This window comes from Pedobacter chinensis, from assembly GCF_003339865.1.
Taxonomy (GTDB): Bacteria; Bacteroidota; Bacteroidia; order Sphingobacteriales; family Sphingobacteriaceae; genus Pedobacter; species Pedobacter chinensis.
In genome coordinates, this window is record NZ_QPKV01000006.1 from 25,175 (window position 1) to 48,418 (window position 23,244).

At 36.2% G+C, this 23,244-nt stretch carries 23 protein-coding genes; 10 read left to right on the top strand and 13 right to left on the bottom strand.

Annotated elements, in window-relative coordinates:
• The first annotated feature begins 339 nt into the window (after positions 1–339).
• Positions 340–1,560 (top strand): ABC transporter permease, encoded by a 1,221-nt coding sequence (locus DU508_RS14310; protein WP_115403499.1) that lies wholly within the window; start codon positions 340–342, stop codon positions 1,558–1,560.
• 89 nt (positions 1,561–1,649) lie between these two features.
• On the opposite strand, the gene DU508_RS14315 is transcribed toward DU508_RS14310, so the two are convergent.
• The 9 genes from DU508_RS14315 to mdh form a co-directional block, all read right to left on the bottom strand.
• Positions 1,650–2,576, bottom strand: coding sequence for a bestrophin family protein (locus tag DU508_RS14315; protein ID WP_115403500.1), 927 nt, complete (start codon positions 2,574–2,576; stop codon positions 1,650–1,652).
• A gap of 25 nt (positions 2,577–2,601) precedes the next feature.
• Positions 2,602–3,099 carry a hypothetical protein gene (locus tag DU508_RS14320; RefSeq protein WP_115403501.1) on the bottom strand — a complete coding sequence of 166 codons (498 nt, stop codon included), beginning with the start codon at positions 3,097–3,099 and terminating at the stop codon, positions 2,602–2,604.
• Positions 3,100–3,285: 186 nt separating this feature from the next.
• Complete coding sequence (locus DU508_RS14325) at positions 3,286–4,635, bottom strand: sensor histidine kinase (protein WP_115403502.1); 1,350 nt, start codon at positions 4,633–4,635, stop codon at positions 3,286–3,288.
• Positions 4,635–5,312 carry a response regulator transcription factor gene (locus DU508_RS14330; RefSeq protein ID WP_115403503.1) on the bottom strand — a complete coding sequence of 226 codons (678 nt, stop codon included), beginning with the start codon at positions 5,310–5,312 and terminating at the stop codon, positions 4,635–4,637. The genes DU508_RS14325 and DU508_RS14330 overlap by 1 nt, the downstream gene beginning before the upstream one ends.
• 276 nt (positions 5,313–5,588) lie before the next feature.
• Entirely contained in the window at positions 5,589–6,125 is a 537-nt protein-coding gene (locus DU508_RS14335; protein ID WP_115403504.1) for an SRPBCC family protein, read from the bottom strand.
• 58 nt (positions 6,126–6,183) lie between these two features.
• A complete protein-coding gene (locus DU508_RS14340) occupies positions 6,184–6,582 on the bottom strand; it encodes a group III truncated hemoglobin (protein ID WP_233509597.1) in 399 nt (132 codons plus the stop codon).
• On the bottom strand, positions 6,563–7,003 hold the full coding sequence (locus DU508_RS14345; protein ID WP_115403506.1) for a hypothetical protein: 441 nt from the start codon (positions 7,001–7,003) through the stop codon (positions 6,563–6,565). The genes DU508_RS14340 and DU508_RS14345 overlap by 20 nt, the downstream gene beginning before the upstream one ends.
• 64 nt (positions 7,004–7,067) lie before the next feature.
• Positions 7,068–7,493, bottom strand: coding sequence for an aspartyl protease family protein (locus DU508_RS14350; protein ID WP_115403507.1), 426 nt, complete (start codon positions 7,491–7,493; stop codon positions 7,068–7,070).
• Positions 7,494–7,575: 82 nt separating this feature from the next.
• The gene (gene mdh, locus DU508_RS14355) at positions 7,576–8,514 is read right to left on the bottom strand and encodes a malate dehydrogenase (protein WP_115403508.1); all 939 of its coding nucleotides are present in this window, start codon (positions 8,512–8,514) and stop codon (positions 7,576–7,578) included.
• 469 nt (positions 8,515–8,983) lie between these two features.
• Between mdh and dnaE the strand changes: the two genes are divergently transcribed.
• The 3 genes from dnaE to DU508_RS14370 all read left to right on the top strand — a co-directional run bounded on the left by dnaE (position 8,984) and on the right by DU508_RS14370 (position 15,253).
• A complete protein-coding gene (dnaE, locus tag DU508_RS14360) occupies positions 8,984–13,417 on the top strand; it encodes a DNA polymerase III subunit alpha (RefSeq protein ID WP_115403509.1) in 4,434 nt (1,477 codons plus the stop codon).
• Positions 13,418–13,574: 157 nt separating this feature from the next.
• Positions 13,575–13,895 (top strand): thioredoxin, encoded by a 321-nt coding sequence (trxA, locus tag DU508_RS14365; protein WP_047797638.1) that lies wholly within the window; start codon positions 13,575–13,577, stop codon positions 13,893–13,895.
• Between the two features lie 149 nt (positions 13,896–14,044).
• Complete coding sequence (locus DU508_RS14370; RefSeq protein WP_115403510.1) at positions 14,045–15,253, top strand: PQQ-dependent sugar dehydrogenase; 1,209 nt, start codon at positions 14,045–14,047, stop codon at positions 15,251–15,253.
• Positions 15,254–15,327: 74 nt separating this feature from the next.
• On the opposite strand, the gene DU508_RS14375 is transcribed toward DU508_RS14370, so the two are convergent.
• A complete protein-coding gene (locus DU508_RS14375) occupies positions 15,328–15,759 on the bottom strand; it encodes a hypothetical protein (RefSeq protein ID WP_115403511.1) in 432 nt (143 codons plus the stop codon).
• Positions 15,760–15,839: 80 nt separating this feature from the next.
• On the opposite strand from DU508_RS14375, the gene DU508_RS14380 reads away from it, so the two are divergent.
• The 5 genes from DU508_RS14380 to DU508_RS14400 all read left to right on the top strand — a co-directional run bounded on the left by DU508_RS14380 (position 15,840) and on the right by DU508_RS14400 (position 18,840).
• Positions 15,840–16,757 (top strand): DUF58 domain-containing protein, encoded by a 918-nt coding sequence (locus DU508_RS14380; RefSeq protein ID WP_115403512.1) that lies wholly within the window; start codon positions 15,840–15,842, stop codon positions 16,755–16,757.
• A gap of 77 nt (positions 16,758–16,834) precedes the next feature.
• Entirely contained in the window at positions 16,835–17,296 is a 462-nt protein-coding gene (locus DU508_RS14385; RefSeq protein ID WP_115403513.1) for a redoxin domain-containing protein, read from the top strand.
• A gap of 5 nt (positions 17,297–17,301) precedes the next feature.
• Positions 17,302–17,820 carry a DsbA family protein gene (locus DU508_RS14390; RefSeq protein WP_115403514.1) on the top strand — a complete coding sequence of 173 codons (519 nt, stop codon included), beginning with the start codon at positions 17,302–17,304 and terminating at the stop codon, positions 17,818–17,820.
• A gap of 383 nt (positions 17,821–18,203) precedes the next feature.
• Positions 18,204–18,551 (top strand): type II toxin-antitoxin system RelE/ParE family toxin, encoded by a 348-nt coding sequence (locus tag DU508_RS14395; RefSeq protein ID WP_115403515.1) that lies wholly within the window; start codon positions 18,204–18,206, stop codon positions 18,549–18,551.
• Entirely contained in the window at positions 18,532–18,840 is a 309-nt protein-coding gene (locus tag DU508_RS14400) for a helix-turn-helix domain-containing protein (protein ID WP_115403516.1), read from the top strand. Before DU508_RS14395 ends, DU508_RS14400 begins: the two co-directional genes overlap by 20 nt.
• Before the next feature lie 210 nt (positions 18,841–19,050).
• On the opposite strand, the gene hppD is transcribed toward DU508_RS14400, so the two are convergent.
• Positions 19,051–20,181, bottom strand: a complete 1,131-nt coding sequence (hppD, locus tag DU508_RS14405) for a 4-hydroxyphenylpyruvate dioxygenase (RefSeq protein ID WP_115403517.1) — start codon at positions 20,179–20,181, stop codon at positions 19,051–19,053.
• Between the two features lie 416 nt (positions 20,182–20,597).
• Positions 20,598–21,764, bottom strand: coding sequence for a homogentisate 1,2-dioxygenase (locus tag DU508_RS14410; protein ID WP_115403518.1), 1,167 nt, complete (start codon positions 21,762–21,764; stop codon positions 20,598–20,600).
• Between the two features lie 320 nt (positions 21,765–22,084).
• Between DU508_RS14410 and DU508_RS14415 the strand changes: the two genes are divergently transcribed.
• Positions 22,085–23,080 carry a fumarylacetoacetate hydrolase family protein gene (locus tag DU508_RS14415; protein WP_115403519.1) on the top strand — a complete coding sequence of 332 codons (996 nt, stop codon included), beginning with the start codon at positions 22,085–22,087 and terminating at the stop codon, positions 23,078–23,080.
• A gap of 8 nt (positions 23,081–23,088) precedes the next feature.
• Here the strand turns inward: DU508_RS14415 and DU508_RS23865 are convergent, their stop codons facing one another.
• Positions 23,089–23,244 carry a hypothetical protein gene (locus tag DU508_RS23865; RefSeq protein WP_158542181.1) on the bottom strand — a complete coding sequence of 52 codons (156 nt, stop codon included), beginning with the start codon at positions 23,242–23,244 and terminating at the stop codon, positions 23,089–23,091.

The following is a 23,244-nucleotide window of genomic DNA, read 5'->3' on the forward strand; positions in this document are numbered from 1 at the left end:
GTTTATATTGTTTTCGTTGGTAATGAAGCTATCATGATTTTTTACAGGTTTTGAATTTATTAATATTTCCTCCATTGTTTTCAATGGTATTAATGAGCTCGTAAACTCGGTTTGCTTTGGTGTTCAAGAACTCGCAAGGCTCGGTTTAATCATTTCCTTGATGACGTTGGGAAAATCATGATGGTTTCATATTTAAAGATAAATTTAAGTCTCTGGCATGAGTAAATCTACAGTAAAATATTTTAATGATTTATTACTCATGTATTGGCCATTATTATTCCAAATATATGCCATTTTTAAAAAGGATTTAAGCATTTTTGCTGTTACAAATTAATTAAATTGAATTTCGAATATTTCATAGCAAGGCGAATTGCCGTAAAATCAGAACGAACTTTTTCTAAGCTCATTGTTCGTATCGCCATTATAGGTGTAATGCTTAGCCTGGCCGTTATGATTCTGTCTGTCGCTATTATTAAAGGATTTAAAACTGAAATCCAGGATAAAGTACGGGGTTATTTAGGTGATGTTCAGATTACCCGTTACGATTTAAACAATTCTTTTGAACATTCACCATTTGTTTTGGATCATGAAACGACAACCTCACTAAAACAAAATCCTGATGTAGAATATTTTTATCCTTTTGCCACGAAACCAGCCATATTATCTGCCAATGATGAAATAGAAGGGATTAATTTTAAAGGTGTTGATAAAAGTTATAATTGGGATTATATTAAAAAGCATATTATCAGTGGAACTATAATTGATTTTTCAGATAGCACTGCTGCCATGCAGGAATTATTGATCTCCAATTATACGGCAAACAGATTAAAGCTTAAAACAGGCGATGATTTCATCATGTATTTTGTTCAAAATCAATTGAGGCCCCGAAAGTTCAAAATTGTGGGTATTTATGATATTGGAGTTGAAGATATTGATAAAAGTTTTGTGCTTGGAAACCTGAATATTATTAAACGATTAAATAACTGGAAACCCAATGAAATTGGTGGTGTTGAAATTAGAATTAAAGATTTTAAAAAAATAAGAGATGTATCAGCAGGAATTTTCGAGAACCTGCCTCAAAATTTACGTTCTTTCTCTATAAAAGAAAACTTCCCCAACATTTTTACATGGTTAGGTCTATTGGATGTTAATACTAAGGTATTACTCATATTAATGCTTATTGTTGGAGTAATTAATATGGTTACCGCACTTTTAATTATGATTTTAGAGCGCACCAATATGATCGGGATGCTCAAATCTTTTGGAGCAAGTAATTGGAGCATTATGCAGATTTTTCTCTATAATGCCGCTTACTTAATCGGTATTGGCTTATTGTTAGGTAATGTTTTAGGCTTGGGTTTAGGTTTTTTTCAGCAGGCAACGCATATCTTTACACTTAATCAGTCATCTTATTTTTTATCTTATGCACCAATTGAACTCCATTTCATTGACGTATTGGCCTTAAATGTAGTTACGGTAGTGGTTTGTTTAACTGTGCTTGTTATTCCTTCTTTATTAATCAGTAAGGTTTCTCCTTTAAAAGCAATCAGGTTTAAATAAAATCAAATAAGCTTCTCTCCATCCAGAGAGAAGACTTATTTTATTAACTAACCATTCCAAACCTGGAATAGAACTAAGAATTAAGATTTTTATAAGATGTAATAAGAACCAACCGGGGCTAACTCCGTTTGAGGTTTATCTTCATATATCTTGTTGTCATCAAGCATTTGACAAAGATCGCGCTCAATGTTTCTGCAAATGGTAGTTGTAGGGGTATCGGTCGGTTTGTTTTCAAATGGATCCTGAAGGTGGACAGCCATTTTCTCAACCAGAAGAAAGAATGCAGCAATTGCAACAACCAATGGTACTTCCATGTAACCGAAATATTCAATTAATCCGAAAGGTAATAACACGATAAACAAATGAATGGACATGTTGATGTATTTGCTGTAGGTAACAGGAAACACTGTGTTTTTGATACGTTCAGAGCCACCCATATGATTACATAAGGCACAAAGTGTTTTGTCAAGTTCAATCTGCTGATATTTATTGATCCAACCTTCATTTAAGGCACGTTTTAAATCCATCGCATGCAACTCTAACAATGTTGTCGTTACATTTTTGCGTTTTTTAATAAATGCAAGTTCATCTGCACTAAGATATTCTTCCAAGCCTTTACGCGGATTAAAACCTCTTAATGATTGACTTAGCGCATAACACCAGGCTATTTGCCTTTTAATGAAACGTTCTTTAAAAGCTTCTACTTCATCTAAACCATAAGGGTTTTCAACGAAAGACAATATCTGGCGGGAAAGAGACCTGGAATCGTTAACTATGGAACCCCAAAGTATCCTTGCTTCCCACCATCTATCGTAAGCCTGGTTGGAACGAAAGGCCAGCAAAAGAGAAATTATTGTTCCTAATAAAGCTGGCACAGCGACCGGGATTGAAATTCGGGTAACATGAAAATTTTGATACAGAACAACAATTCCAATTGAGTAAGCAATTACAAAAAGTAGTTCTTTTTTGATCTTTCCAAATATATAGGTGAGCGGAATATTATTTCGTAACAGCATATTATTAAATTTTTATTTGTGAGTATTAAGCATTTGCTACTTGTAATTCGTTTTCCTGAATTTTAGTTTCGATCAGATTCTCCTGGTTATGAACCGTCATAATGTTCAATTCTATTGTTTCACAACCAGAACGTGCAGTCAAAAATTTTGGATCGATGCTAAATTTGTTAATTGGTTTGAAGCTATAATCTTTAGGGTAAGCAATGCAATCTACATCAAAAGCTTCTATGAAATTTTTAAAAGCGGCTGTTGTGCTCCCGTAAAAATATTCAACTCCAATTGTATTTATCTGATCAGAGTATTTTCCTTTATACTCATTTAGAAGCTGATAAAATTCATCGCTGATGTTTTCATAATCTTTGCTTCTGCGGCTTAACATTAACATATCAGTTATAGAATCTGATAACTTAAATGCGTGTACAAATATGATGTTTAGCGTTTCATCAGGCTGAGTTTGCGTTAAACCATCGATAATTCTGGTACTTTCTAAATTAAAATCTGTGGGTACTAATACTGTTTTCATGGCTTGATCTTTTAAGTAATTAATATTTAATACAAGTTTAGCCCAGTAAGATTACAGCGGAATAAGAGTAAGATTAGAAAGAGATTAGAATATTTAAAACGTAGAGATACAGGTTGTAAAACAATGATTTATGGATGTTTGATTAGTGAATTTATCAAAAACGTTGATGAATCTTAAATCCAATTATTACTTATTTGGAAGTAATACTTTAATTTCAGTACCTACGCCTTCTTGTGATTTGATGGCAATGCTACCCCGGTGTAACCTGACGATATTAAGTGATAATGGCAATCCAACACCATAACCTTTATAGTCATTTGTGTTTGATGCACGATAAAAAGGTTCGAAAATATGTTGAATATCAGTTTGTGGAATTCCAATTCCCTGATCGGTAACAGCGATAGATAACGCATTTACCGTGGTTTGAATGCTGATATTGACTAGTTTATCATCAGAATATTTACAGGCATTACTTACAATATTAGTAAGAGCCAGCTTAATTAAGTTCTTATTTACCCGCAAAGTAAGCAATTGTTCATCTTGTGGAAGCTTACTGAAATCAATCTCAATTTTACTTTCCGGATGGACCTGGTTAACAGATTGTTTAATTTCCCAAAGCAATTCGTCCATTCTTACTTCTTCCCAGGGTTGATTTTTTCCGTTGAAACCAGATTGTGCCAAACCAAGTAAGCTTGTTAAAATGTTTTCTAATCGTTCGGCTTCATCTTTTATTTTAGCCAGGGCAAGATGTTGTTTTTGCGGATCGCTGCTTGCTTTCATCGCCAGTTCAACTTCTCCGATGATAATGGTTAGTGGAGTTCTCAGCTCATGAGAGGCATTGCTGATGAAATTATTCTGTGTTTCAAATGCGGTTTCCAAACGATTTAGCATATTGTTAAAGGTTTGTGCCAATTGTGACATTTCATCACTGCCATTCTTAACCTCCAGGCGCATGTGCAAATTCTCTGCTTTGATTTTTTTAACGCTTTTAATTATATTTCTTAAAGGCGTGAGCATATAATCAGAAAACTTCCAGCCCACAACAAATGATAATACTACAGAGAGAAAAAATCCAATGATTAATATCTTTTGGAGTTCTTTTAATTCCCTGAATCCAAAAGGGTCGCTAGCTGAAATAATTACTATATATTTTTTGTTATTGTTTTTGAAAAGTTTTCCCGCGTAGAAGTGGTTTTCTACACGATATCTGGCCATAACCCCATTGTTTAACCGATTATAAAAACTGCTCGGAAGTTCTCTGTTTACATTGCTTCCTGCTTTATCGGCATCAATGATAAATTCTCTTTCTGATGGTAAACGCTCAAGATACTGGTTGCGCATTTTCGCGTAAACGTTATTGTTATCATCTTCATATAGCTTAATCTGAGCAGCAATATTTACCCTTGCTTCCAAACGTTTATAAAAATCTTCAAAGGCAAATTCGTTTGAAAAATACCAAACAAAACCACTCAGTAATGAGATAATCACTGCAGAAAGTATAGCAAAAAGTATAGTGATTTTCTTGGTTATCTCCATTATTTGTCCTTTAACACATAACCCAAGCCAACAGCGGTATGAATAAGTTTTTGATTGGCATTTTTATCTATCTTTTTTCGAAGATAGTTCACATAAACATCCACTACATTTGTGCCTAAATTAAAATCAATATCCCAAACGCTCTCCAAAATATCTATTCTCGAAAGGATTTTTGATTTATTCTTGGCCATATATTCAAGCAAGCGATATTCTGTGGCTGTTAACACAACATCTTCATTGTTCCTCTTAACGGTCTTTGCGCTCAGGTTAATCTGTAAATCGGCAATATTTATGATTTGATCGAGGGTTGCCGCTCCGTTATACCGCCGTAGCAACATTCTTATCCGGGCAAAAAGTTCTGCAAATTTAAAAGGCTTAATTAAATAATCATCAGCACCATTATCTAAACCATTAACCACATTTTCGGTGGTACCCAGTGCGGTAAGCATAATGACGGGAACATTAGGTTTTTCTGCTTTAATTATTTTGCACAGTTCTAATCCATTTATGCCTGGAAGCATAATATCTAGTATAATAAGGTCGAATTGATTTTCCAACGCCAATTGCTTTCCTATCAAGCCATCTGGTGCTATGCTAACGGTAAAGCCTTCATCAGTTAAGCCCCTGGAAATAACAGAAACTACACTCGGCTCATCTTCTACTAGTAATAAATTCATGCAGAGGCAAATAATCTAAAAATTCGCAAATAACAAAATCTACTGATCATAGATTGTAGAAATCATTGCTTTTTTAACGCAATAACGACATAAATGTTTGCCTGCCATAATATAAGTTAAAAATAAAGAGGACGATCAAAAATCCAGTTTCGTTATTGAACCAGTGCAATGCGATGTAGAAATTCCGATCATAACGATCTGTTTCAATAATTTCCCATCCCCCTGTGTTCACTAGAAATTGCTTTTTTGAACGCCCTCGTCAAAAAGATGTTGAAGTTAAATTTCTTTTTCTGATTTTTCTTTTAAAGATTTTAGTCCGTCTTCAAAATCTTTTCCAATCATTTTATCCATGCTAACAAAAACACACATCCATTTGCCGATCATGTTATTTTCGCCGCTCATGGTCCAGGTCACTTTATTGCTACTTCCCTCTGGTATAATATCAAATTTGGTATTGGCTAAACTTTCAAATGGCTCAATAAATTTCAATTCCATATCAACCAATTTACCAGGCTCTACTTTGATTATCTTCATGTAGCCTGAACCTGTTTCCTTACCTTTCCATTCGTATACATGGCCCGGAGTTGCTGGGGTACCTGTAAACGTTGTTTTGGCTGTAGGTTCCATTTTAACCCAGGGATTCCACTTGTAGAATTCGTTAAAATCTGCAATGTTTTTATACACCACACTATCTGGGGCATTAATTACTGTTGAGCGGGAAACGGAGTAGGTTTTCGGTAAAAAGAATGAACCTACAACAAATACTATTGCCAGTACAACAATGATTCCGATTAAGATTTTTAAAAATTTCATATTGATGAGTTTGGTTAACTAAATTTATAAAGAAACCAGTTTATATCAAAATGAATATTTAAACGATGTTGATTCTTTGTTTAGGAGAATTTAATTTAAAGTGCATTAAATCAGCTATTGATTGTGCTTTTTGTTTGATGATTTCTGCATTTTGACCCGTAAATAATTCATCTACAGTTTCAAAAAAAATCTCTTTCCAGGTATTGAATTCTGTTTCTTTTAATGGTGTTTTATTATTCAATGCGAAATGTGTTAACATAGGGTTGCCTTTATAAATTGCCTTTCCGAAAAGAATGCTCTCCCAAAAATCGTACATTTTGGGTAAGTGATGAGCCCAGTTTACTTTTGCCACTTCGGTAAAAATTGGCCCAATTTTATTGTTTTTCTGAACTTTATTGTAAAATGTATCAACCAGAAGAATAATATCTTCTCTGCAATTAATGTCGTTTTTCATCATTAAGATCTTTTAAATTTAAAAAGCCAAGGGTAACCAATGATAAGAATTTGATAATTTCAATAATGATATATAGGATATGATGATGGCTTTCTGGAGGAGTTGTGCCGCTTAAAACCAGTTTTGCCCGTTCATCCAGTAATGGCAACAACCAAAAGGTGTCGGTTAACAGCAACAGCAGGATGATTAACAGAAGAAATCTTTTTAGATTTGAGAGTTGGAATGGATAGGTGCAATATAGAATAATGGCAAGTAATGCCAATTCAATTTTATTCAGTGCCTGAAATACCAACTGGCCAATGCCCAAACCTAAAGGAATGGTAATTCCGGGAGCTTGAAATTTCAGCGGAGCTTCTAAAAAGCTGATTCCCGCAATTAATCCGGCCCAAAAAATAATGCAAAAAACGGTGATGTTCTTCTTCATTTGGTACAAATATCACTTAAAATGATTTTGCAAAAAATGATGATCATCATAAAATAGTTTGAACTTATTTATGAAGGTTGAGTGTGAGGTTCTCGTAATCGATAATGGCCTTATACTGCATTAAAATATCGCCACCAATAATGCACATAATTGGTGGATGCCCAAATTGCTGATAGGTTTCGCTAACGGATTGCAAATCGAAAGCAACGGTTTCGTAATTTTTAATTTTAAGCAATCCTAACCCTACTTCCGGGATAGTTGCCTGGATAGTTGTGGTAGTGGTAAATAATGTTGCGGCATTTATTTCTTCTGATACCTGTAGTGTTTCTGAGAGGTGTTGTTCAATAAGTGATTTGTCAAATACGCTTCTCGATGCGCCTGTATCCAAAACAGCAAAATGCTTTTCTTTAAAAACGACAACTTCTACCAAAAGGTGGAAGCCGTCGTCTTGTAAATTGATTGATTTTAAAGGAACAGTGATTGTTCTCATTATTGGTTAATCGGTTAATTGTTCAATTGGTTAGCTGTACGGTAACGATCAATCAGTTTGTACAGTTAACCAAAGTTTATGCTTACACCAATTTCATATCTGCTAAAACACTATTCATATTTCTAACGGCATCGGCACTTTTGTTAAATGCAGCCTGTTCTTCATCGGTTAGTTTAAAATCAATGATTTTTTCCCAGCCGCTGCGGCCAATAATTACCGGAACGCCCAAGCAAATATCTTCCTGGCCGTATTCACCTTCAAGAGAAACGCAGCAGGTAAATAATTTTTTCTCATCACGTAAAATTGCTTCCACTAAAGCTGCTCCAGCTGCTCCAGGTGCATACCAGGCAGATGTGCCGATTAATCCCGTAAGTGTTGCACCACCTACCATCGTATCGGCAGCAACTTTATCAAGGGTAGCCTGATCTAACAAATTACTAACCGGTAAACTTTGATAAGTTGCTAAACGAGTTAAAGGAATCATGGTGGTGTCGCCATGGCCACCAATTACGAAGCCCTGCAAATCATTCGGGTTGCAATCTAAAGCCTGTGAGAGGTAGAACTTAAAGCGTGAACTATCCAAAGTGCCACCCATACCAATGATACGGTTTTTAGGCAATCCTAAAGATTTCAATGCTAAATAAGTCATGGTGTCCATCGGATTACTAATGACAATAATAATCGCTTCCGGAGAAAATTTTAGAATATTTTCTGCAACACCTTTAACAATGCCTGCATTAATGCCTATGAGTTCTTCACGCGTCATGCCAGGTTTGCGAGGTAATCCAGAAGTAATCACGACAACATCAGAACCTGCAGTTTTACTGTAATCACCAGTTACACCAGTAATTTTTGTATCAAAGCCCAAAAGGGTAGCGGTTTGCATCATATCAATAGCTTTACCTTCGGCAAAACCTTCTTTGATATCTAACAGAACAAGTTCGTTTGCTAATTCTTTTCTGGCAATATTATCTGCACAAGTTGCGCCAACTGCGCCTGCACCTACAACCGTTACTTTCATATATTTTTATTTAAAGGTTTGCTGTGTTAATTATCAATCGAAGATAAAAACAAATATGAGCTTATGAAACGCTTTTACAAACTTTATGTATTCAAAATTCACTCATTGTTGATTTAATGCTGTAAAAATTGCAGGGAGGAACAACGAAGCAATCTGTTTAGCGATGTGATCCAATTGCAGAACGATTGCTTCACTTCCTCTCCAGGCTCTTTCAGTTCGTATTCTAGGTTTATCATATTTTCAAATTTTATTAAAAATGACGAGCGTTTCAAAATGTTAATGCTGACTTACGAAGTTTCGCTGGGTTGTGATTGAGCAAACTTTGTCAGTCTGATCGTCATTGTTGCAAAAAGGAGATTGCCACGCTCATTATTTATTGTTGATAAAATCCTGACAACTTCAAGCCTCAAATTCCTTATTTTTGAAGAACCGTTATTATTCTTCAACGGCTAATTCTTTACCGCATAATATGTACTTAATTTTTGATACTGAAACCACAGGTTTGCCACGTAATTATAATGCCCCTATTACCGATACGGATAATTGGCCGCGTTGTATCCAAATCGCATGGCAACTTCACGATGAGATGGGCAGGATGGTTGAACATCAAGATTATCTGGTTAAACCTGAGGGCTTTAACATCCCTTACGATGCAGAAAGAATTCATGGGATTTCTACCGAATTAGCTACCGAACAAGGAATTGCTCTTCAGGAGGTATTGGAGAAATTCAACATCGCTCTATCAAAATCCAAATTTATTGTTGGACAAAATGTAGGCTTTGATGTTAACATCATGGGTTGCGAATTTCATCGCTTCGGGGTGGAAAATCGCATGGCAGAGATGCCAATTCTGGATACTTGTACCGAAGTTACTGCAGAACTTTTGAAGCTCCCGGGCGGTAGGGGCGGAAAGTTTAAATTACCAACCTTAACCGAATTACACTCTTATTTATTCGGTGTGCCTTTTAATGAAGCACACAATGCTACTGCCGATGTGGAAGCTACCACACGTTGCTTTTTAGAGTTGATTAAAAAGGAGGTTTTCAAAAAGGAAGAGCTTCTAGTAGATGCAGAATATTTTCCTCGTTTTAGAGAATTTAACCCAGGCTCAATTCCAGCTTTTGGTATTCCTCATGTTAATCTGAAATCAGCATCTGATGAGATTAGGAAACGCCTGCAAAAAACAGAAGGTGGAGGCGTTTCTAAACAAGAACTTGCTGAAAATAAAGAGGAACTTGCTGCGGCAACTTTCGTTCACCTGCACAACCATACACAATTTTCGGTATTGCAAAGTACCATTAGTATTCCGGCACTGGTAAAAGCCGCGGCAGCACAGAAAATGCCAGCCGTAGCCATGACAGATCATGCCAACATGATGGGAGCCTTTCATTTTGTGAACGCTGTTTTAAATCATAATAAAGCTGCTGAGGCGAAAAACGCGGAAGCGATTGAGGCAGGGCAACGTCCAACCGAGGTAGTGATGACACCAATTGTAGGTGTCGAGTTTTTTGTTTGCGATAACCATTTGGATAGAACGGCTAAAGATAATGGTTACCAGATGGTGCTATTGGCAAAGAACAAAAAAGGCTATCACAATTTAGCAAAAATGTCGTCTATTGCTTATACAAAAGGCTTTTACTATGTTCCCCGCATTGATAAACAGGTAATAGAGCAATATAAAGATGATATTATAGTATTATCTGGAAACCTTTCCGGTGAAATTTCAAATAAAATTTTAAATCTGGGCGAAAATCAGGCCGAAGAGGCTTTGCTTTGGTGGAAATCACGGTTTGGTAATGATTTTTATATTGAGGTTATGCGTCACCATCAGGAAGATGAAGATCGTGTAAATGAATCTTTAATTTCTTTGGCTAAAAAGCATGAGGTAAAATTAGTGGCCACTAATAATACTTATTACATCAATAAAAAAGATGCAAATGCACACGATATTTTGCTTTGCGTAAAGGATGGCGAGAAACAGGCAACACCAATAGGTCGTGGTCGCGGATACCGTTATGGCTTACCAAATCAGGAATATTATTTCAAATCGGGTGACGAAATGAAGGCGCTTTTTACTGATTTGCCCGAGGCGATTTTAAATATACAAGAGATTGTTGATAAAATTGAAACTTACAAACTTGCCCGTGAAGTGCTCTTGCCTAAATTCGAAATCCCATCTGAATTTTTAGTTGCTGAAGATGAGGTTGATGGCGGAAAACGTGGTGAAAATAAATTTTTAAGACACTTAACTTATGAAGGTGCAAAAATAAGGTATGGTGAATTAACGCCAGAGGTTACAGAGCGTTTGGATTTTGAATTGGCTACAATTGAGAAAACAGGTTACCCCGGTTATTTCTTAATTGTGCAGGATTTTATTGCCGAGGCGCGTAGAAGAGATGTTTCTGTTGGCCCTGGTCGTGGTTCGGCTGCAGGATCTGTAGTTGCCTATTGTTTGTGGATTACCAATATCGATCCGATTAAATATGATCTCCTTTTTGAGCGTTTCCTGAATCCAGATCGTGTTTCTATGCCCGATATTGATATCGATTTTGATGATGAGGGCCGTGGAAGGGTAATGGAATACGTTATTAACAAATACGGTTCAAGTCAGGTAGCGCAAATCATTACTTACGGAACGATGGCTGCGAAATCATCCATTCGTGATACGGCGAGAGTATTGGATTTGCCTTTGTTTGAGGCTGATAAAATTGCCAAGTTGATTCCAAACATGAAACTGGCAAAAATCTTCAATCTTGATGAGAAAACATTAAAAGAAGCTTTACGCCCGGATGAATATGAGCGGGTGCAGGAATTGAAAGCCATGGGCGCTTTAAAAGATTTAAGCGCCGAAACCATTCAACAGGCACAGGTTTTAGAGGGTTCGTTAAGAAACACCGGAATTCATGCCTGTGGTGTGATTATTACGCCTGATGATATTACAAACTTCGTTCCTGTAGCTACCGCAAAGGATTCTGATTTATATGTTACCCAGTTTGATAACTCGGTTGTAGAAAGCGCCGGTTTATTAAAAATGGACTTCCTGGGTTTAAAAACCCTAACCTTAATTAAGGATACCGTTAAACTGGTAAAGAAAAGACATGGCATTTTGCTCGATCCCGATACTTTTCCAATTGATGATGTAATGACTTATGAACTCTTTCAACGCGGCGAAACCATAGGGATTTTTCAATATGAAAGTCCGGGCATGCAGAAGTACATGAAAGAGTTAAAGCCTACGGTTTTCGATGATTTAATTGCCATGAATGCTTTGTATCGCCCCGGGCCGATGGAATATATTCCGAGTTTCGTGCGCCGTAAAAATGGGGAAGAAGAGATCAAGTACGATTTAGATGCTTGTGAAGAATACCTGAAAGAAACTTATGGTATAACGGTTTACCAGGAGCAGGTAATGCTTTTATCGCAAAAGCTGGCTGGTTTTACCAAAGGTGAGGCCGATGTTTTGCGTAAGGCAATGGGTAAGAAACAGAAAGACGTTCTGGATAAGATGAAACCTAAATTTGTAAAGCAGGCGGCTGAAAAAGGGCATGATGCATCAATTTTAGAGAAAATCTGGAAAGATTGGGAAGCATTTGCTTCTTATGCGTTTAACAAATCACACTCCACTTGTTATGCATGGATTGCTTACCAAACTGCATATCTGAAAGCACATTACCCGGCAGAATACATGGCCGCTGTGCTTTCCAACAACATGAGCGATATTAAACAGGTGGCTTTCTTCATGGAAGAATGTCGCCAAATGGGTGTTGTGGTACTGGGCCCTGATGTTAACGAATCTGATTTGAAGTTTTCTGTAAATGGAAAGGGCGAGGTTCGTTTTGGCATGTCGGCAGTTAAAGGTGTAGGTGAAAAGGCGGTAGAAAGTATTATTGAAGAAAGATTGGAAAACGGCCCATATGCTTCGGTTTATGATTTTGCAAAACGCTCTAACACCCGTATTGTAAATAAAAAAGCTTACGAGAGTTTTGTTTACAGCGGTGCTTTTGATGCTTTTGGTGGGCATAGAGCGCAATATTTTTATATCGGTCCGAACGATAAAATGAACGGCATTGAGAAGATCATCAAATTCGCCAATGATTTTCAGAATAATGAAAGTACTTCACAAGCTTCGTTATTCGGGGGTTCGAAAGCTGATTTAATTTTGGAGCCAACTTTACCTGTTTCGCCAGAATGGGCATTAATGGATCGATTGAAATACGAAAAGGATGCTATTGGAATTTTCCTTTCTGGCCACCCATTAGATAATTATAAGCTAGAACTCGACCGATTCTGTACGCATAGTGTAAAACAACTCAGTATCATTAACAAAGTGAGAATGGGCGATTCTAATGAAGAAATTTTAGCTGAATTTGATAAGCTGAAAAACCGTGAGCTTTGTGTAGGTGGGTTAGTGGTTTCAGCATCGCAAAGAATTACGAAAACAGGAAAACCATTCGGCACATTTGTTTTTGAAGATTATGATGATGCCTGTGAAATGGCTTTGTTTGGTGAAGATTTTTTGAAGTTCAAATCGTTTTTAACAGAGGGATATTTCTTGCAGATCAGGGGCCGGGTTGGTGAACGTTTTGGTAAGGCCGGAGATTGGGAATTCAAAATCACAGCAATTAATTTAATGTCTGAATTAAGGGATAAATTAGCAAAGAGTTTAACAATTCAGGTGCCGATAGAACGTGTTAATGATGAGTTAATGCGTGAGATTGAAACCATATTAGCAGACAATAAGGCAAATTCTGACCAACAAAACTGTCAACTTAACTTTGCGGTTTTTGATAGTGAAAAGCAAATTATGTTAGATTTGCCATCAAAGAATTTAAAAATAAATCCCAACAATAAGTTCTTAGAACAATTAGTAGGATTGAATGTTGTAAATTATAAGCTTAATTAAGGTAGAAGGCGAAAGGTTAAAGCTCCAAACCCTCTGCCCTTATATTTTCCAACCTTCTACCTTGAAGCCTTTAACCTCAAAGTAATGTCAAATTGACATTACACTGTTAGTGGCATTACAATTGAATACATATATTTGAACATAAAAAAAATTAATTATGGCATTAGAAATCACAGATGCAAACTTCGAGGAGCTTGTATTAAAATCAGATAAACCCGTATTAGTAGATTTTTGGGCAGAGTGGTGTGGCCCTTGTCGCATGGTAGGACCAGTTGTAGAGGAAATCGCTAAAGAATATGATGGTAAAGCAGTTGTAGGAAAAGTGAATGTTGATAACAATCCTCAAATTTCTATGCAGTTTGGTATTCGTAACATTCCAGCTTTATTATACTTTAAAGATGGTCAGGTTGTTGACAAGCAAGTTGGCGCTGTTCCAAAATCAGTATTGGCAGAAAAATTAAATAAGCAAATTGCTTAAAAAGAGCATAGATTAAGAGGTTGAAGGTGTAAGGTCAATTCCAAACATAAACCTCACTAACATATTACAAAACCTGAGTTCAATTATTGGATTCAGGTTTTTTTATGCAGAAATATTTTTGTTTCTTTAATTAAAATCAATTTACTCCTATGAACCTATTCACTAACAAAACATTAGGTATTTTATTAGCAGCATTTGCAATAAACTGTGCAAATATAGTTTGTGTTTCAGGACAAAGTCCGGTAGAAACCAATGATCCAACTGCCGATTTCAAACCTGCTTTTGAAGGGCAAACCCGTGTTGCAGGTGTTAAAACTAAAACTCCATTGGATATTTCCATTATAAATGGAAAATTAGAAAATCCCTGGGCAATTTCTGTACTTCCAAATGGAGGTTTCTTAATTACTCAAAAACAAGGAACTATGGTAATTCTTACAGCTGATGGTAAGTTGAGTAAAAAAATAACAGGATTGCCTAAAGTTGATGCTTCCGGACAAGGAGGCTTGCTGGATGTTACTTTAGACCCTGATTTTGCTAAAAACAGGATGGTTTATTGGGCTTATTCAGAACCACAGGATAAAGGCGTTTTACTTGCAATAGCAAAAGGAAAGTTATCTGCAGATGAAACCAGGATAGAAAACCAAAAAGTTATTTACCGAGCTACGCCAGCGCATACTGGTAAGCTTCAATATGGTTCCAGAATTGTTTTTGATAAGAACGGAAATCTTTTTGTAAGCACAGGCGAACGTTCAGATCGGGAAATCAGAATTCAGGCACAATATTTAAACTCATCACTTGGAAAAATTCTTCATTTAACAACAGATGGGAAGCCTGTTCCCAATGGACCTTTTGCAGGTAAGGCAGATGCAAGGCCGGAAATTTATGCTTACGGACTTCGTAATCCTGATGGATTAGCGATCAACCCACAAACCGGTGATTTATGGGAAGCAGAATTTGGACCAAGAGGTGGTGATGAAGTTAATATCATTAAACCTGGGAAAAACTATGGCTGGCCAATTATTACTTATGGAATAGAATATAGTGGCAAAAAAGTTGGCGATGGGATTCAACAAAAGGAAGGAATGGAACAACCCGTTTATTACTGGAATCCGGTAATTTCTCCAGGTTCAATGGCATTTTATAACAGCAATGTTATTCCAGAATGGAAAGGCAACTTGTTTGTTGCCGGATTAAGTGGCTCGCACATTAGCCGATTGGTTATCAAAGACAATAAAATTGTTGGCGAAGAACGGTTATTAGCGGGTAAAGGAGAACGTTTCCGCGATTTAGTAGAGAAAGATGGTGTTTTTTATGTGGTAACCGATAATGGAAATCTTTACCGAATAGCGAAAAAGTAAATAGAACCTAACAAGAAGCCCGGATTTGAATTTTCAAATCCGGGCTTCTTGCTTAATAACGCTATGATAGTTACTTAGTATTTAGTAGCTATGCTGCTTATTCTGATAAATTTGGATAATATCCTGTTCATCCAGATGTATAGCAGGGTAAATAAAATACTTCCAACATAAATACCTGAATTAACAGGCTTCTGATAAAATCCGAATAAATACCCCACTTGTAAGATTGTTAATAAACAAAAAAAAATACCTATTGATGTCAGGATGGAATTAATAAACTTCCTGAATTTAGGTAAGTCTATATCTTCTGGTTTTTGCATTGGTAAATTTCTGGTGGCATGGATAAAGAAGATGACCAAAACAAAAATAAAGCTGAAAAGATTGGTAACATTTTCCGTTTTAAAAACTTTAATAATCTCTATAATCAGCGTTGCTGAAGCTCCTGTAGTTGTTATGAGACTTAAAAATACGATAAAACTTAATAAGCGATAATTTTTTTTATTCATGAGGTTTAATTTTGCAGCCGCAAAGTATAAAAAGGGTTTCAAAGAATAAAGATTGAACAGATATTTTATAGATTTACGTTATGCAGACTATAAACTACGGAAATGAAACCAGCTACGGTAACCTTGAGCTATTGGCCCAACAAGTGGTTGAAGGATTTATTACCGGATTACATAAGAGTCCTTTTCATGGTTTTTCGGTTGAATTTGCTGAACATCGACAGTATAACAATGGCGATAATGTTAAAAATATCGATTGGAAGCTTTACGCCAAAACCGATAAACTTTACAGTAAAAGATTCGAAGAAGAAACCAATCTTCGTTGCCAGTTTGTAATTGATGTTTCTTCATCAATGTATTTCCCTGAACCTAAAAGCAATAAACTTACCTTCTCGATTCAGGCAGTGGCATCGTTAATGTATTTGCTTAGAAAACAACGCGATGCTTTTGGCTTAAGCTTATTTACAGAAGAAATTCTGCTCAATTCTCCGGCTAAATCTACCACGGCACATCAAAAGTATTTGTTTACGCAGCTTGAAGATTTATTGCACAAGCCAAAAGTTAATGCACAAACTAATTTGAGTGAGGCTTTACATCAGGTTGCTGAGCTTATTCATAAGCGTTCTCTTGTGATTATTTTTAGCGATTTATTTAATACACAAACCAGTTCTGAAAAAACGGATCAATTTTTTGATGCGCTGCAGCATTTGAAATTCAACAAGCACGAAGTGGTGGTTTTTAATGTAGTTGATCAATCAAAAGAAGTTAATTTCGAATTTGAAAACCGTCCTTATCAGTTTATCGATATGGAAACAGGCGATATGATTAAGGTGCATACCAATCAGGTAAAAGATAACTATACAGCGGCAGTTTCAAGGTACAGGCAACAAATTGCATTGAAATGTGCACAGTATAAAATTGACCTCGTTGATGCTGATATGAATGAAGGATTTTATCCGGTTCTTCAATCATATTTAATTAAACGACAGAAATTAGGTTAAGTCTTTGATATCTTAATGACAAACAACCAGCGTCTCCTAACTGTTAAAGTAAAAAGATTTAATTTAAAACCGAAGATATGTTAGAAAAAGGCGTAAAAGCACCCAATTTTGAATTGAATGCTACTCCTGATCAAAAAATAAAACTCAAAGATTTTCTTGGTAAAAATGTAATACTTGCTTTTTATCCGGCAGATTGGAGCCCTGTTTGTAGTGACCAAATGGCACTTTATAATGAAATGCTCAAATACTTCACTAAGCATGATGCTCAAATATTTGGAGTTTCTGTGGATAGTGTCTGGTGTCATCTGGCGTTCGAAAAAGATAGAAAGCTACATTTCCCTTTACTGGCCGATTTTGAACCAAAAGGAGCGGTATCAAAAGCTTATGGCGTTTATGATGAAAAGCTGGGCGAAAGTAAAAGGGCGCTTTTCGTCATTGATAAAGAAGGAAAAATCGTCTGGAGTTATCTGTCTCCAACTGCTGTAAATCCTGGCGCTGATGGGATTTTGGAAGCATTAGAAGCGTTGGATAAAAAATAAAAACAATGAGTACACTAAAACCTGAGGTAAATAGTAAGGATCATGTACAAGGTTCTGATTCTGCATCAATAACTATTGTTGAGTTTGGTGATTATCAATGTCCATATTGTGGAGATGCCTATCCAATAATAAAAGAAATTCAAGATGCTTTTGGTAATCAGATCAAATTTGTGTTTCGCAATTTTCCTTTGCAAAAATCGCACGAACTGGCTTATCCGGCTGCAATTGCAGCTGAAGCCGCCGCTTTACAAGATAAATTTTGGGAAATGCATGATGCAATCTATGAAAATCAATACCGTTTAACTGATCAGCTTTTTAATGAACTGGCTGAAAAAATTGGCTTGAATACTGAACAATTCCAAGAAGATTCTTTATCAGATGAAATTAAACAAAAAGTTGAAGATGACTTTGAAAGTGGTGTTAGAAGCGGCGTAAACGGCACTCCATCTTTTTATGTTAATGGAACTAAATTTGATGGAGGCGCTACCGATCTTTATCAAATGTTAAAGGAAAGTACAGAATAACAGCATAAAAAAACCTCATGCATTTTGCAATACATGAGGTATCAGATAAGGGTAACCGGAAAACTAAAAAACTAATTATGAGTTTTTAGAATTTAACAAAACGGAAATCGCTTCTTATGTTTCGTTATCTCAAAGGTGCATTTCAATTATGAAGTTTTAGTGAAGAAGATTCATATCTGTATTCTGCTAAACAGTCAAATACTGTTGTGATTACGTTTAGAGGGAAAAAGTTCCTGAAAATGTGATGTTAACAACGTAACGGCAAAAGTAAGTTTATACTGCAAAATGTTGGAAATATAGAATAACTTCAATTAACATTGGTTTCAAAAAATCAGCCCTTAAAAGTTGTATTATAAGACAACCTTCATTACCTTTATGCCAATATGAAAAATGAGAAAATACGACAGGTATTTTTGTACAAAGATTATTTCTCTGATTTTTATGAAAAGCAAAAACAGAAAGTAAAAGAAAAAATCGTTTGGACACTTAGAGTAATTGAAACGATATCACAAGTTCCTACAGAATACTTGAAACATCTTGAAGGAACGGATGGCTTGTATGAAATCAGGGTTCAGTCAGGACGCGACATCTTTAGGATTTTTTGTTTTTTTGATGAAGGAAAATTAGTTGTATTAGCAAATGGTTTTCAGAAGAAAACACAGAAAACGCCAAAACAGGAAATTGAAAAAGCATTAAAAATAAAAGAAGAATATGAAAACGGTAAAAAATAAAGACTTGAAATCTCTTGACCAATTTGTTGATGAACAATATGGTAAAAAGGGGACTAAAAAACGTGATATCTTTGAAAAAGGATACGAAGAGTTTAAACTTGGTTTTATTTTGCAACAGGCACGTCTTGAAATGGGGATGACACAAGAAGAACTTGCCGAAAAAGTCGGTACAAACAAAGGTTACATTTCACGAATTGAAAACAACATTAAAGACATTCGCATTTCGACACTACAAAGAATCATCGAAAAGGGGTTTGGAGGACATTTAGAATTAGCAATAAAAATATAATACATTTTGTTAAAAAGGCTTTGTGAAATGATGGATCACGGATTTCTAGTGAACAGAAGTGCTGGAATGACCAGTAGTAATTCTATTAAATTTCAATCAACGCTAAAAATCCGTAACTTCACAAAGCCCCTGCCATTATAAGAAATAAAATTTCGATAAAAATTTTAATGTGCTCATTTTACGATAACCTTTTCCATTAATTTGAATAGATTAAAGATTCCCTCTCAATTCCTGTTCACGCTCTAAGGATTCAAATAAAGCTTTAAAATTCCCTGCTCCAAAACTTTGTGCACCCTTACGCTGAATAATTTCGAAGAATAAAGTAGGGCGATCCTCAACAGGTTTGGTAAATATTTGAAGTAAATAACCTTCTTCATCACAATCAACTAAAATTCCTAAACTTTCCAATAAAGAGATTTCTTCATCAATTTTACCAACACGCTCAGGCATCATATCATAATAAGCTTCGGGTGGCGCACTTAAAAATTCCACACCTCGGGATTTTAATTCCTTAACGGTTTTTACGATGTCTTTTGTTGCTACGGCAATATGCTGTACGCCTTCACCTTCATAATATTCCAGGTATTCTTCAATTTGCGATTTCTTTTTGCCCTCTGCGGGTTCATTAATCGGAAATTTAGAATAGCCGTTACCATTGCTCATTACTTTGCTCATCAATGCAGAATATTCAGTGTTGATTTGTTTATCATCGAAAGAGAGGATATTTACAAAGCCCATTACATCTTCATACCACTGTACGGCTTCATTCATGCGATTCCAGCCCACATTTCCAACACAATGATCAATATAAAGAAGTCCTGCATCAGCAGGATTGTAGTCGCACTCCCAATTACGGTAACCAGGCATAAATGTTCCGTTGTAGTTTTTACGTTCAATGAACATGTGAACCGTTTCCCCATAGGTATAAATCCCGCTCATCCTAACCTCGCCATTTTCATCTGTTAAGGTTTTGGGTTCCATATAAGGTTTTGCACCACGTTTTGTTGTTTCTTCAAATGCACTGTAAGCATCATCTACCCAAAGTGCCAGTACTTTAACACCATCTCCATGCTTTTTCACATGTTCTGAAATCGGATGGTCTGATTTCAAAGCGGTGGTTAAAATTAATCTGATTTTTCCTTGTTGTAATACATACGAAGCCCGATCACGAACTCCGGTTTCAGGGCCTGCATAGGCTAAACTCTGAAAACCAAATGCGGTTTTATAATAATGAGCTGCCTGTTTAGCATTTCCTACATAAAATTCAATGTAATCTGTTCCGTTTATAGGCAGAAAATCCTGTGCTTTAGATATTTTTTCTGCGAATGTTAGTGTTTCCATATTTTTTTGATAGTTCGGAATCCGAAGTCGGATGGCCGAAGATTAAGTTTTTAAAGTCCGAAGTCGGGTGTCCGAAGTCGGAAGATTTTATTTCAAATTATACAAATGTTAATCAATGTGTTATTTTAACTTTATATCATCGGACTCCGGTTTCCCGACCTCCGACTTTTGGTGTCGTTGCCATTTTTTATTTCATATCATCGGACTCCAGTCTCCCGACCTCCGACTTTTGGTGTCGTTGCCATTTTTTATTTCATATCATCGGACTCCAGTCTCCCGACCTCCGACTTTTGGTGTCGTTGCCATTTTTTATTTCATATCATCGGACTCCAGTCTCCCGACCTTCGACTTTTGGTGTCGTTGCTATTTTTTATTTCATATCATCGGACTCCGGTCTCCCGACCTCCGGCTAATTTTTACTCAATATTAATCTGCCAGCTTTTGTGATAATTTTCATCCTCAATATCCAGTGCCTCTTGTGTAAGCATTAGTGGTTTAAAAGGGTCAATCATCACTGCTAATTCATCCGTTTTTTCTTTACCTATTGATTTTTCTACCGTTCCCGGGTGCGGCCCATGTGGAATTCCTCCCGGGTGTAAGGTAATTTGACCTTTTACAACACTTTTGCGACTCATAAAATCGCCATCCACATAATAAAGCACCTCATCACTATCTACATTGCTATGATTATATGGCGCTGGAATAGAATCCGGGTGGTAATCATATTTACGTGGCACAAAAGAGCAAACCACAAAATTGTGGCCTTCAAAGGTTTGGTGCACTGGTGGCGGTTGATGTAAACGGCCGGTTATAGGCTCAAAATCATGAATTGAAAAGGCATACGGATAATGATAGCCATCCCAACCTACATAATCAAAAGGATGTGTTCCATAAGTATATGGGTATATGAGCCCTTGTTTTTTAATCAATACTTTAAAATCGCCATATTCATCATGCGTTTGCAGATTTTCAGGCAATCTTAAATCACGTTCACAATACGGAGAATGTTCCATCAACTGTCCGTATTGGTTTAGATATCTTTTTGGAGGTCTTAAGGGACTAAAACTCTCTACAATAAATAATCTGTTTTGTTCATTATCAAACTCCATTTGATAAATGGTACCCTGCGGAATAATCAAATAATCACCATATCCAAATTTGATTTCCCCAAAACCAGTTTTCAGTTTCCCTGATCCTTCGTGTATGAAAATCAATTCATCAGCCTGACTGTTTTTATAGAAATAATCAGTCATTGATTTTCGGGGAGCTGCCAAAACGATATGCAGATCGCTGTTAACCAAAACAGGCTTGCGGCTTTGCAAAAAGTCATCTTCGGGCTTAATATTAAAACCAATTAAACTGGTATGTTTTAAATGTTTCTCTCTGGCAATTTTTGGCTCAACGTTATAGGGTTCGCCCAAATGTTTTACAATAGTGGGTGGGTGGCAATGATAAACAAGTGAGTACAAACTAGAGAAACCTTCTGTCGAAACTAATTCTTCAGCATAAAGATTTCCGTCGGGTTTACGAAAAACCGTATGTCGTTTTGCTGGTACTTGCCCCAATTTGTGATAAACAGGCATAATGATTTATGTTGTGGTTAGAAATAAAATCTAAAAGAATAAACAATTAAAACGCAAAGGCGTTTCAATTAAATAGAAGGGATTTCAGAATTATAGAGAATATTGAGCCATGATCAGTTTAGACAGCATTTTATAGCGACGTGCAGCAATGGCATCGTTTACTAAATTGATATGTAATGCTTTTAAGATCATGGTTTTGATGATGCTAAAGTAATGATTTTATTTTTAAGATAAAATTTCTTTATCTTAAATCTACCCTCATGATTTTTTATTTACTGCCCTAAATTACTAGCTTTACCACGTACTTTAACCAAATTAATATGAAATTAGTAAGTTATAAAACTGAAGATAGAGAACACCTGGGCATATTTATAAATGGCCACATTTACAATTTAAATAGTTGCGATAAGCTGTTGCCAGATAATATGAACGATTTTTTGCAAGGTGGAGAAGTATTAATGGAAAGGGCGAAAAAAGTTGATGTACAAATTAAGGATGGAAGTTTACAGGCTAAGGAAGAGATTTTTTATGAGATTTTGGCGCCTGTTCCACACCCAACAAGTTGCAGAGATGGATATGCATTCAGGCAACATGTTGCTGCAGCCCGCCGGAACAGGAAAGTTGACATGATTCCTCAGTTTGATGAATATCCGATTTTTTATTTTACCAATCATAATGCAATTCAGGGTACGGGAGATATAGAATGTATGCCAGACCATTTCGATAAATTGGATTTCGAATTGGAACTGGCCATTGTAATTGGAAAAAAGGGCCGGAATATAAAAGCTGCCGATGCAGATGAGTACATTGCGGGTTACATGGTGATGAATGACATGAGTGCCCGTACCTTACAAATGGAAGAAATGTTATTGAATCTTGGGCCTGCAAAAGGTAAGGATTTCTCTACAGTTATAGGCCCCTGGTTAGTTACGCCAGATGAATTGGAAAAATATAAAGTTCCTGCTAAAGATGGTCATGTTGGTAATGCTTATGATTTGAAAATGACTTGCCGTGTTAATGGTATTGAGGTTTCGAAAGGTAATGCGGCAGATATGGATTGGACATTTGCGGAAATAATTGAGCGCTGTGCCTACGGGGTAGATATTCTTCCAGGTGATGTTATTGGCTCGGGTACTGTTGGTACAGGCTGTTTTTTAGAGCTTAATGGCACTGGTTTATTGAATGACCCTGATTATAAGGTTCAATGGTTGCAGCCTGGTGATGTGGTTGAAATGGAAATCACAGGTTTAGGTGCTTTAACGAATACAATTACCAAAGCAGAAACTGATTTTTCTATCCTGGCGTTAAAAAAATAATTTAATTTTTACCAAAAAATGTTTTCAGCAGCTGTGCCTCTTGTAGCTACTTCGTGATCAGCATCTTCTATATTATAAAGATTCTGAATTGGATAAGGTAATGACGATTCATATTTTTTTAATTCCACCATTGGTAATAAAATTATTTTAAACCTAACTAACAT

Bases quoted from the DNA above. Each gene is read 5' to 3' on its own strand.
- DU508_RS14315 (WP_115403500.1), bottom strand. From the start codon at position 2,576: ATGCTGTTACGAAATAATATTCCGCTCACCTATATATTTGGAAAGATC.
- DU508_RS14320 (WP_115403501.1), bottom strand. From the start codon at position 3,099: ATGAAAACAGTATTAGTACCCACAGATTTTAATTTAGAAAGTACCAGA.
- DU508_RS14325 (WP_115403502.1), bottom strand. From the start codon at position 4,635: ATGGAGATAACCAAGAAAATCACTATACTTTTTGCTATACTTTCTGCA.
- DU508_RS14330 (WP_115403503.1), bottom strand. From the start codon at position 5,312: ATGAATTTATTACTAGTAGAAGATGAGCCGAGTGTAGTTTCTGTTATT.
- DU508_RS14335 (WP_115403504.1), bottom strand. From the start codon at position 6,125: ATGAAATTTTTAAAAATCTTAATCGGAATCATTGTTGTACTGGCAATA.
- DU508_RS14340 (WP_233509597.1), bottom strand. From the start codon at position 6,582: ATGATGAAAAACGACATTAATTGCAGAGAAGATATTATTCTTCTGGTT.
- DU508_RS14345 (WP_115403506.1), bottom strand. From the start codon at position 7,003: ATGAAGAAGAACATCACCGTTTTTTGCATTATTTTTTGGGCCGGATTA.
- DU508_RS14350 (WP_115403507.1), bottom strand. From the start codon at position 7,493: ATGAGAACAATCACTGTTCCTTTAAAATCAATCAATTTACAAGACGAC.
- mdh (WP_115403508.1), bottom strand. From the start codon at position 8,514: ATGAAAGTAACGGTTGTAGGTGCAGGCGCAGTTGGCGCAACTTGTGCA.
- dnaE (WP_115403509.1), top strand. From the start codon at position 8,984: ATGTACTTAATTTTTGATACTGAAACCACAGGTTTGCCACGTAATTAT.
- trxA (WP_047797638.1), top strand. From the start codon at position 13,575: ATGGCATTAGAAATCACAGATGCAAACTTCGAGGAGCTTGTATTAAAA.
- DU508_RS14370 (WP_115403510.1), top strand. From the start codon at position 14,045: ATGAACCTATTCACTAACAAAACATTAGGTATTTTATTAGCAGCATTT.
- DU508_RS14375 (WP_115403511.1), bottom strand. From the start codon at position 15,759: ATGAATAAAAAAAATTATCGCTTATTAAGTTTTATCGTATTTTTAAGT.
- DU508_RS14380 (WP_115403512.1), top strand. From the start codon at position 15,840: ATGCAGACTATAAACTACGGAAATGAAACCAGCTACGGTAACCTTGAG.
- DU508_RS14385 (WP_115403513.1), top strand. From the start codon at position 16,835: ATGTTAGAAAAAGGCGTAAAAGCACCCAATTTTGAATTGAATGCTACT.
- DU508_RS14390 (WP_115403514.1), top strand. From the start codon at position 17,302: ATGAGTACACTAAAACCTGAGGTAAATAGTAAGGATCATGTACAAGGT.
- DU508_RS14395 (WP_115403515.1), top strand. From the start codon at position 18,204: ATGAAAAATGAGAAAATACGACAGGTATTTTTGTACAAAGATTATTTC.
- DU508_RS14400 (WP_115403516.1), top strand. From the start codon at position 18,532: ATGAAAACGGTAAAAAATAAAGACTTGAAATCTCTTGACCAATTTGTT.
- hppD (WP_115403517.1), bottom strand. From the start codon at position 20,181: ATGGAAACACTAACATTCGCAGAAAAAATATCTAAAGCACAGGATTTT.
- DU508_RS14410 (WP_115403518.1), bottom strand. From the start codon at position 21,764: ATGCCTGTTTATCACAAATTGGGGCAAGTACCAGCAAAACGACATACG.
- DU508_RS14415 (WP_115403519.1), top strand. From the start codon at position 22,085: ATGAAATTAGTAAGTTATAAAACTGAAGATAGAGAACACCTGGGCATA.
- DU508_RS23865 (WP_158542181.1), bottom strand. From the start codon at position 23,244: ATGTTAGTTAGGTTTAAAATAATTTTATTACCAATGGTGGAATTAAAA.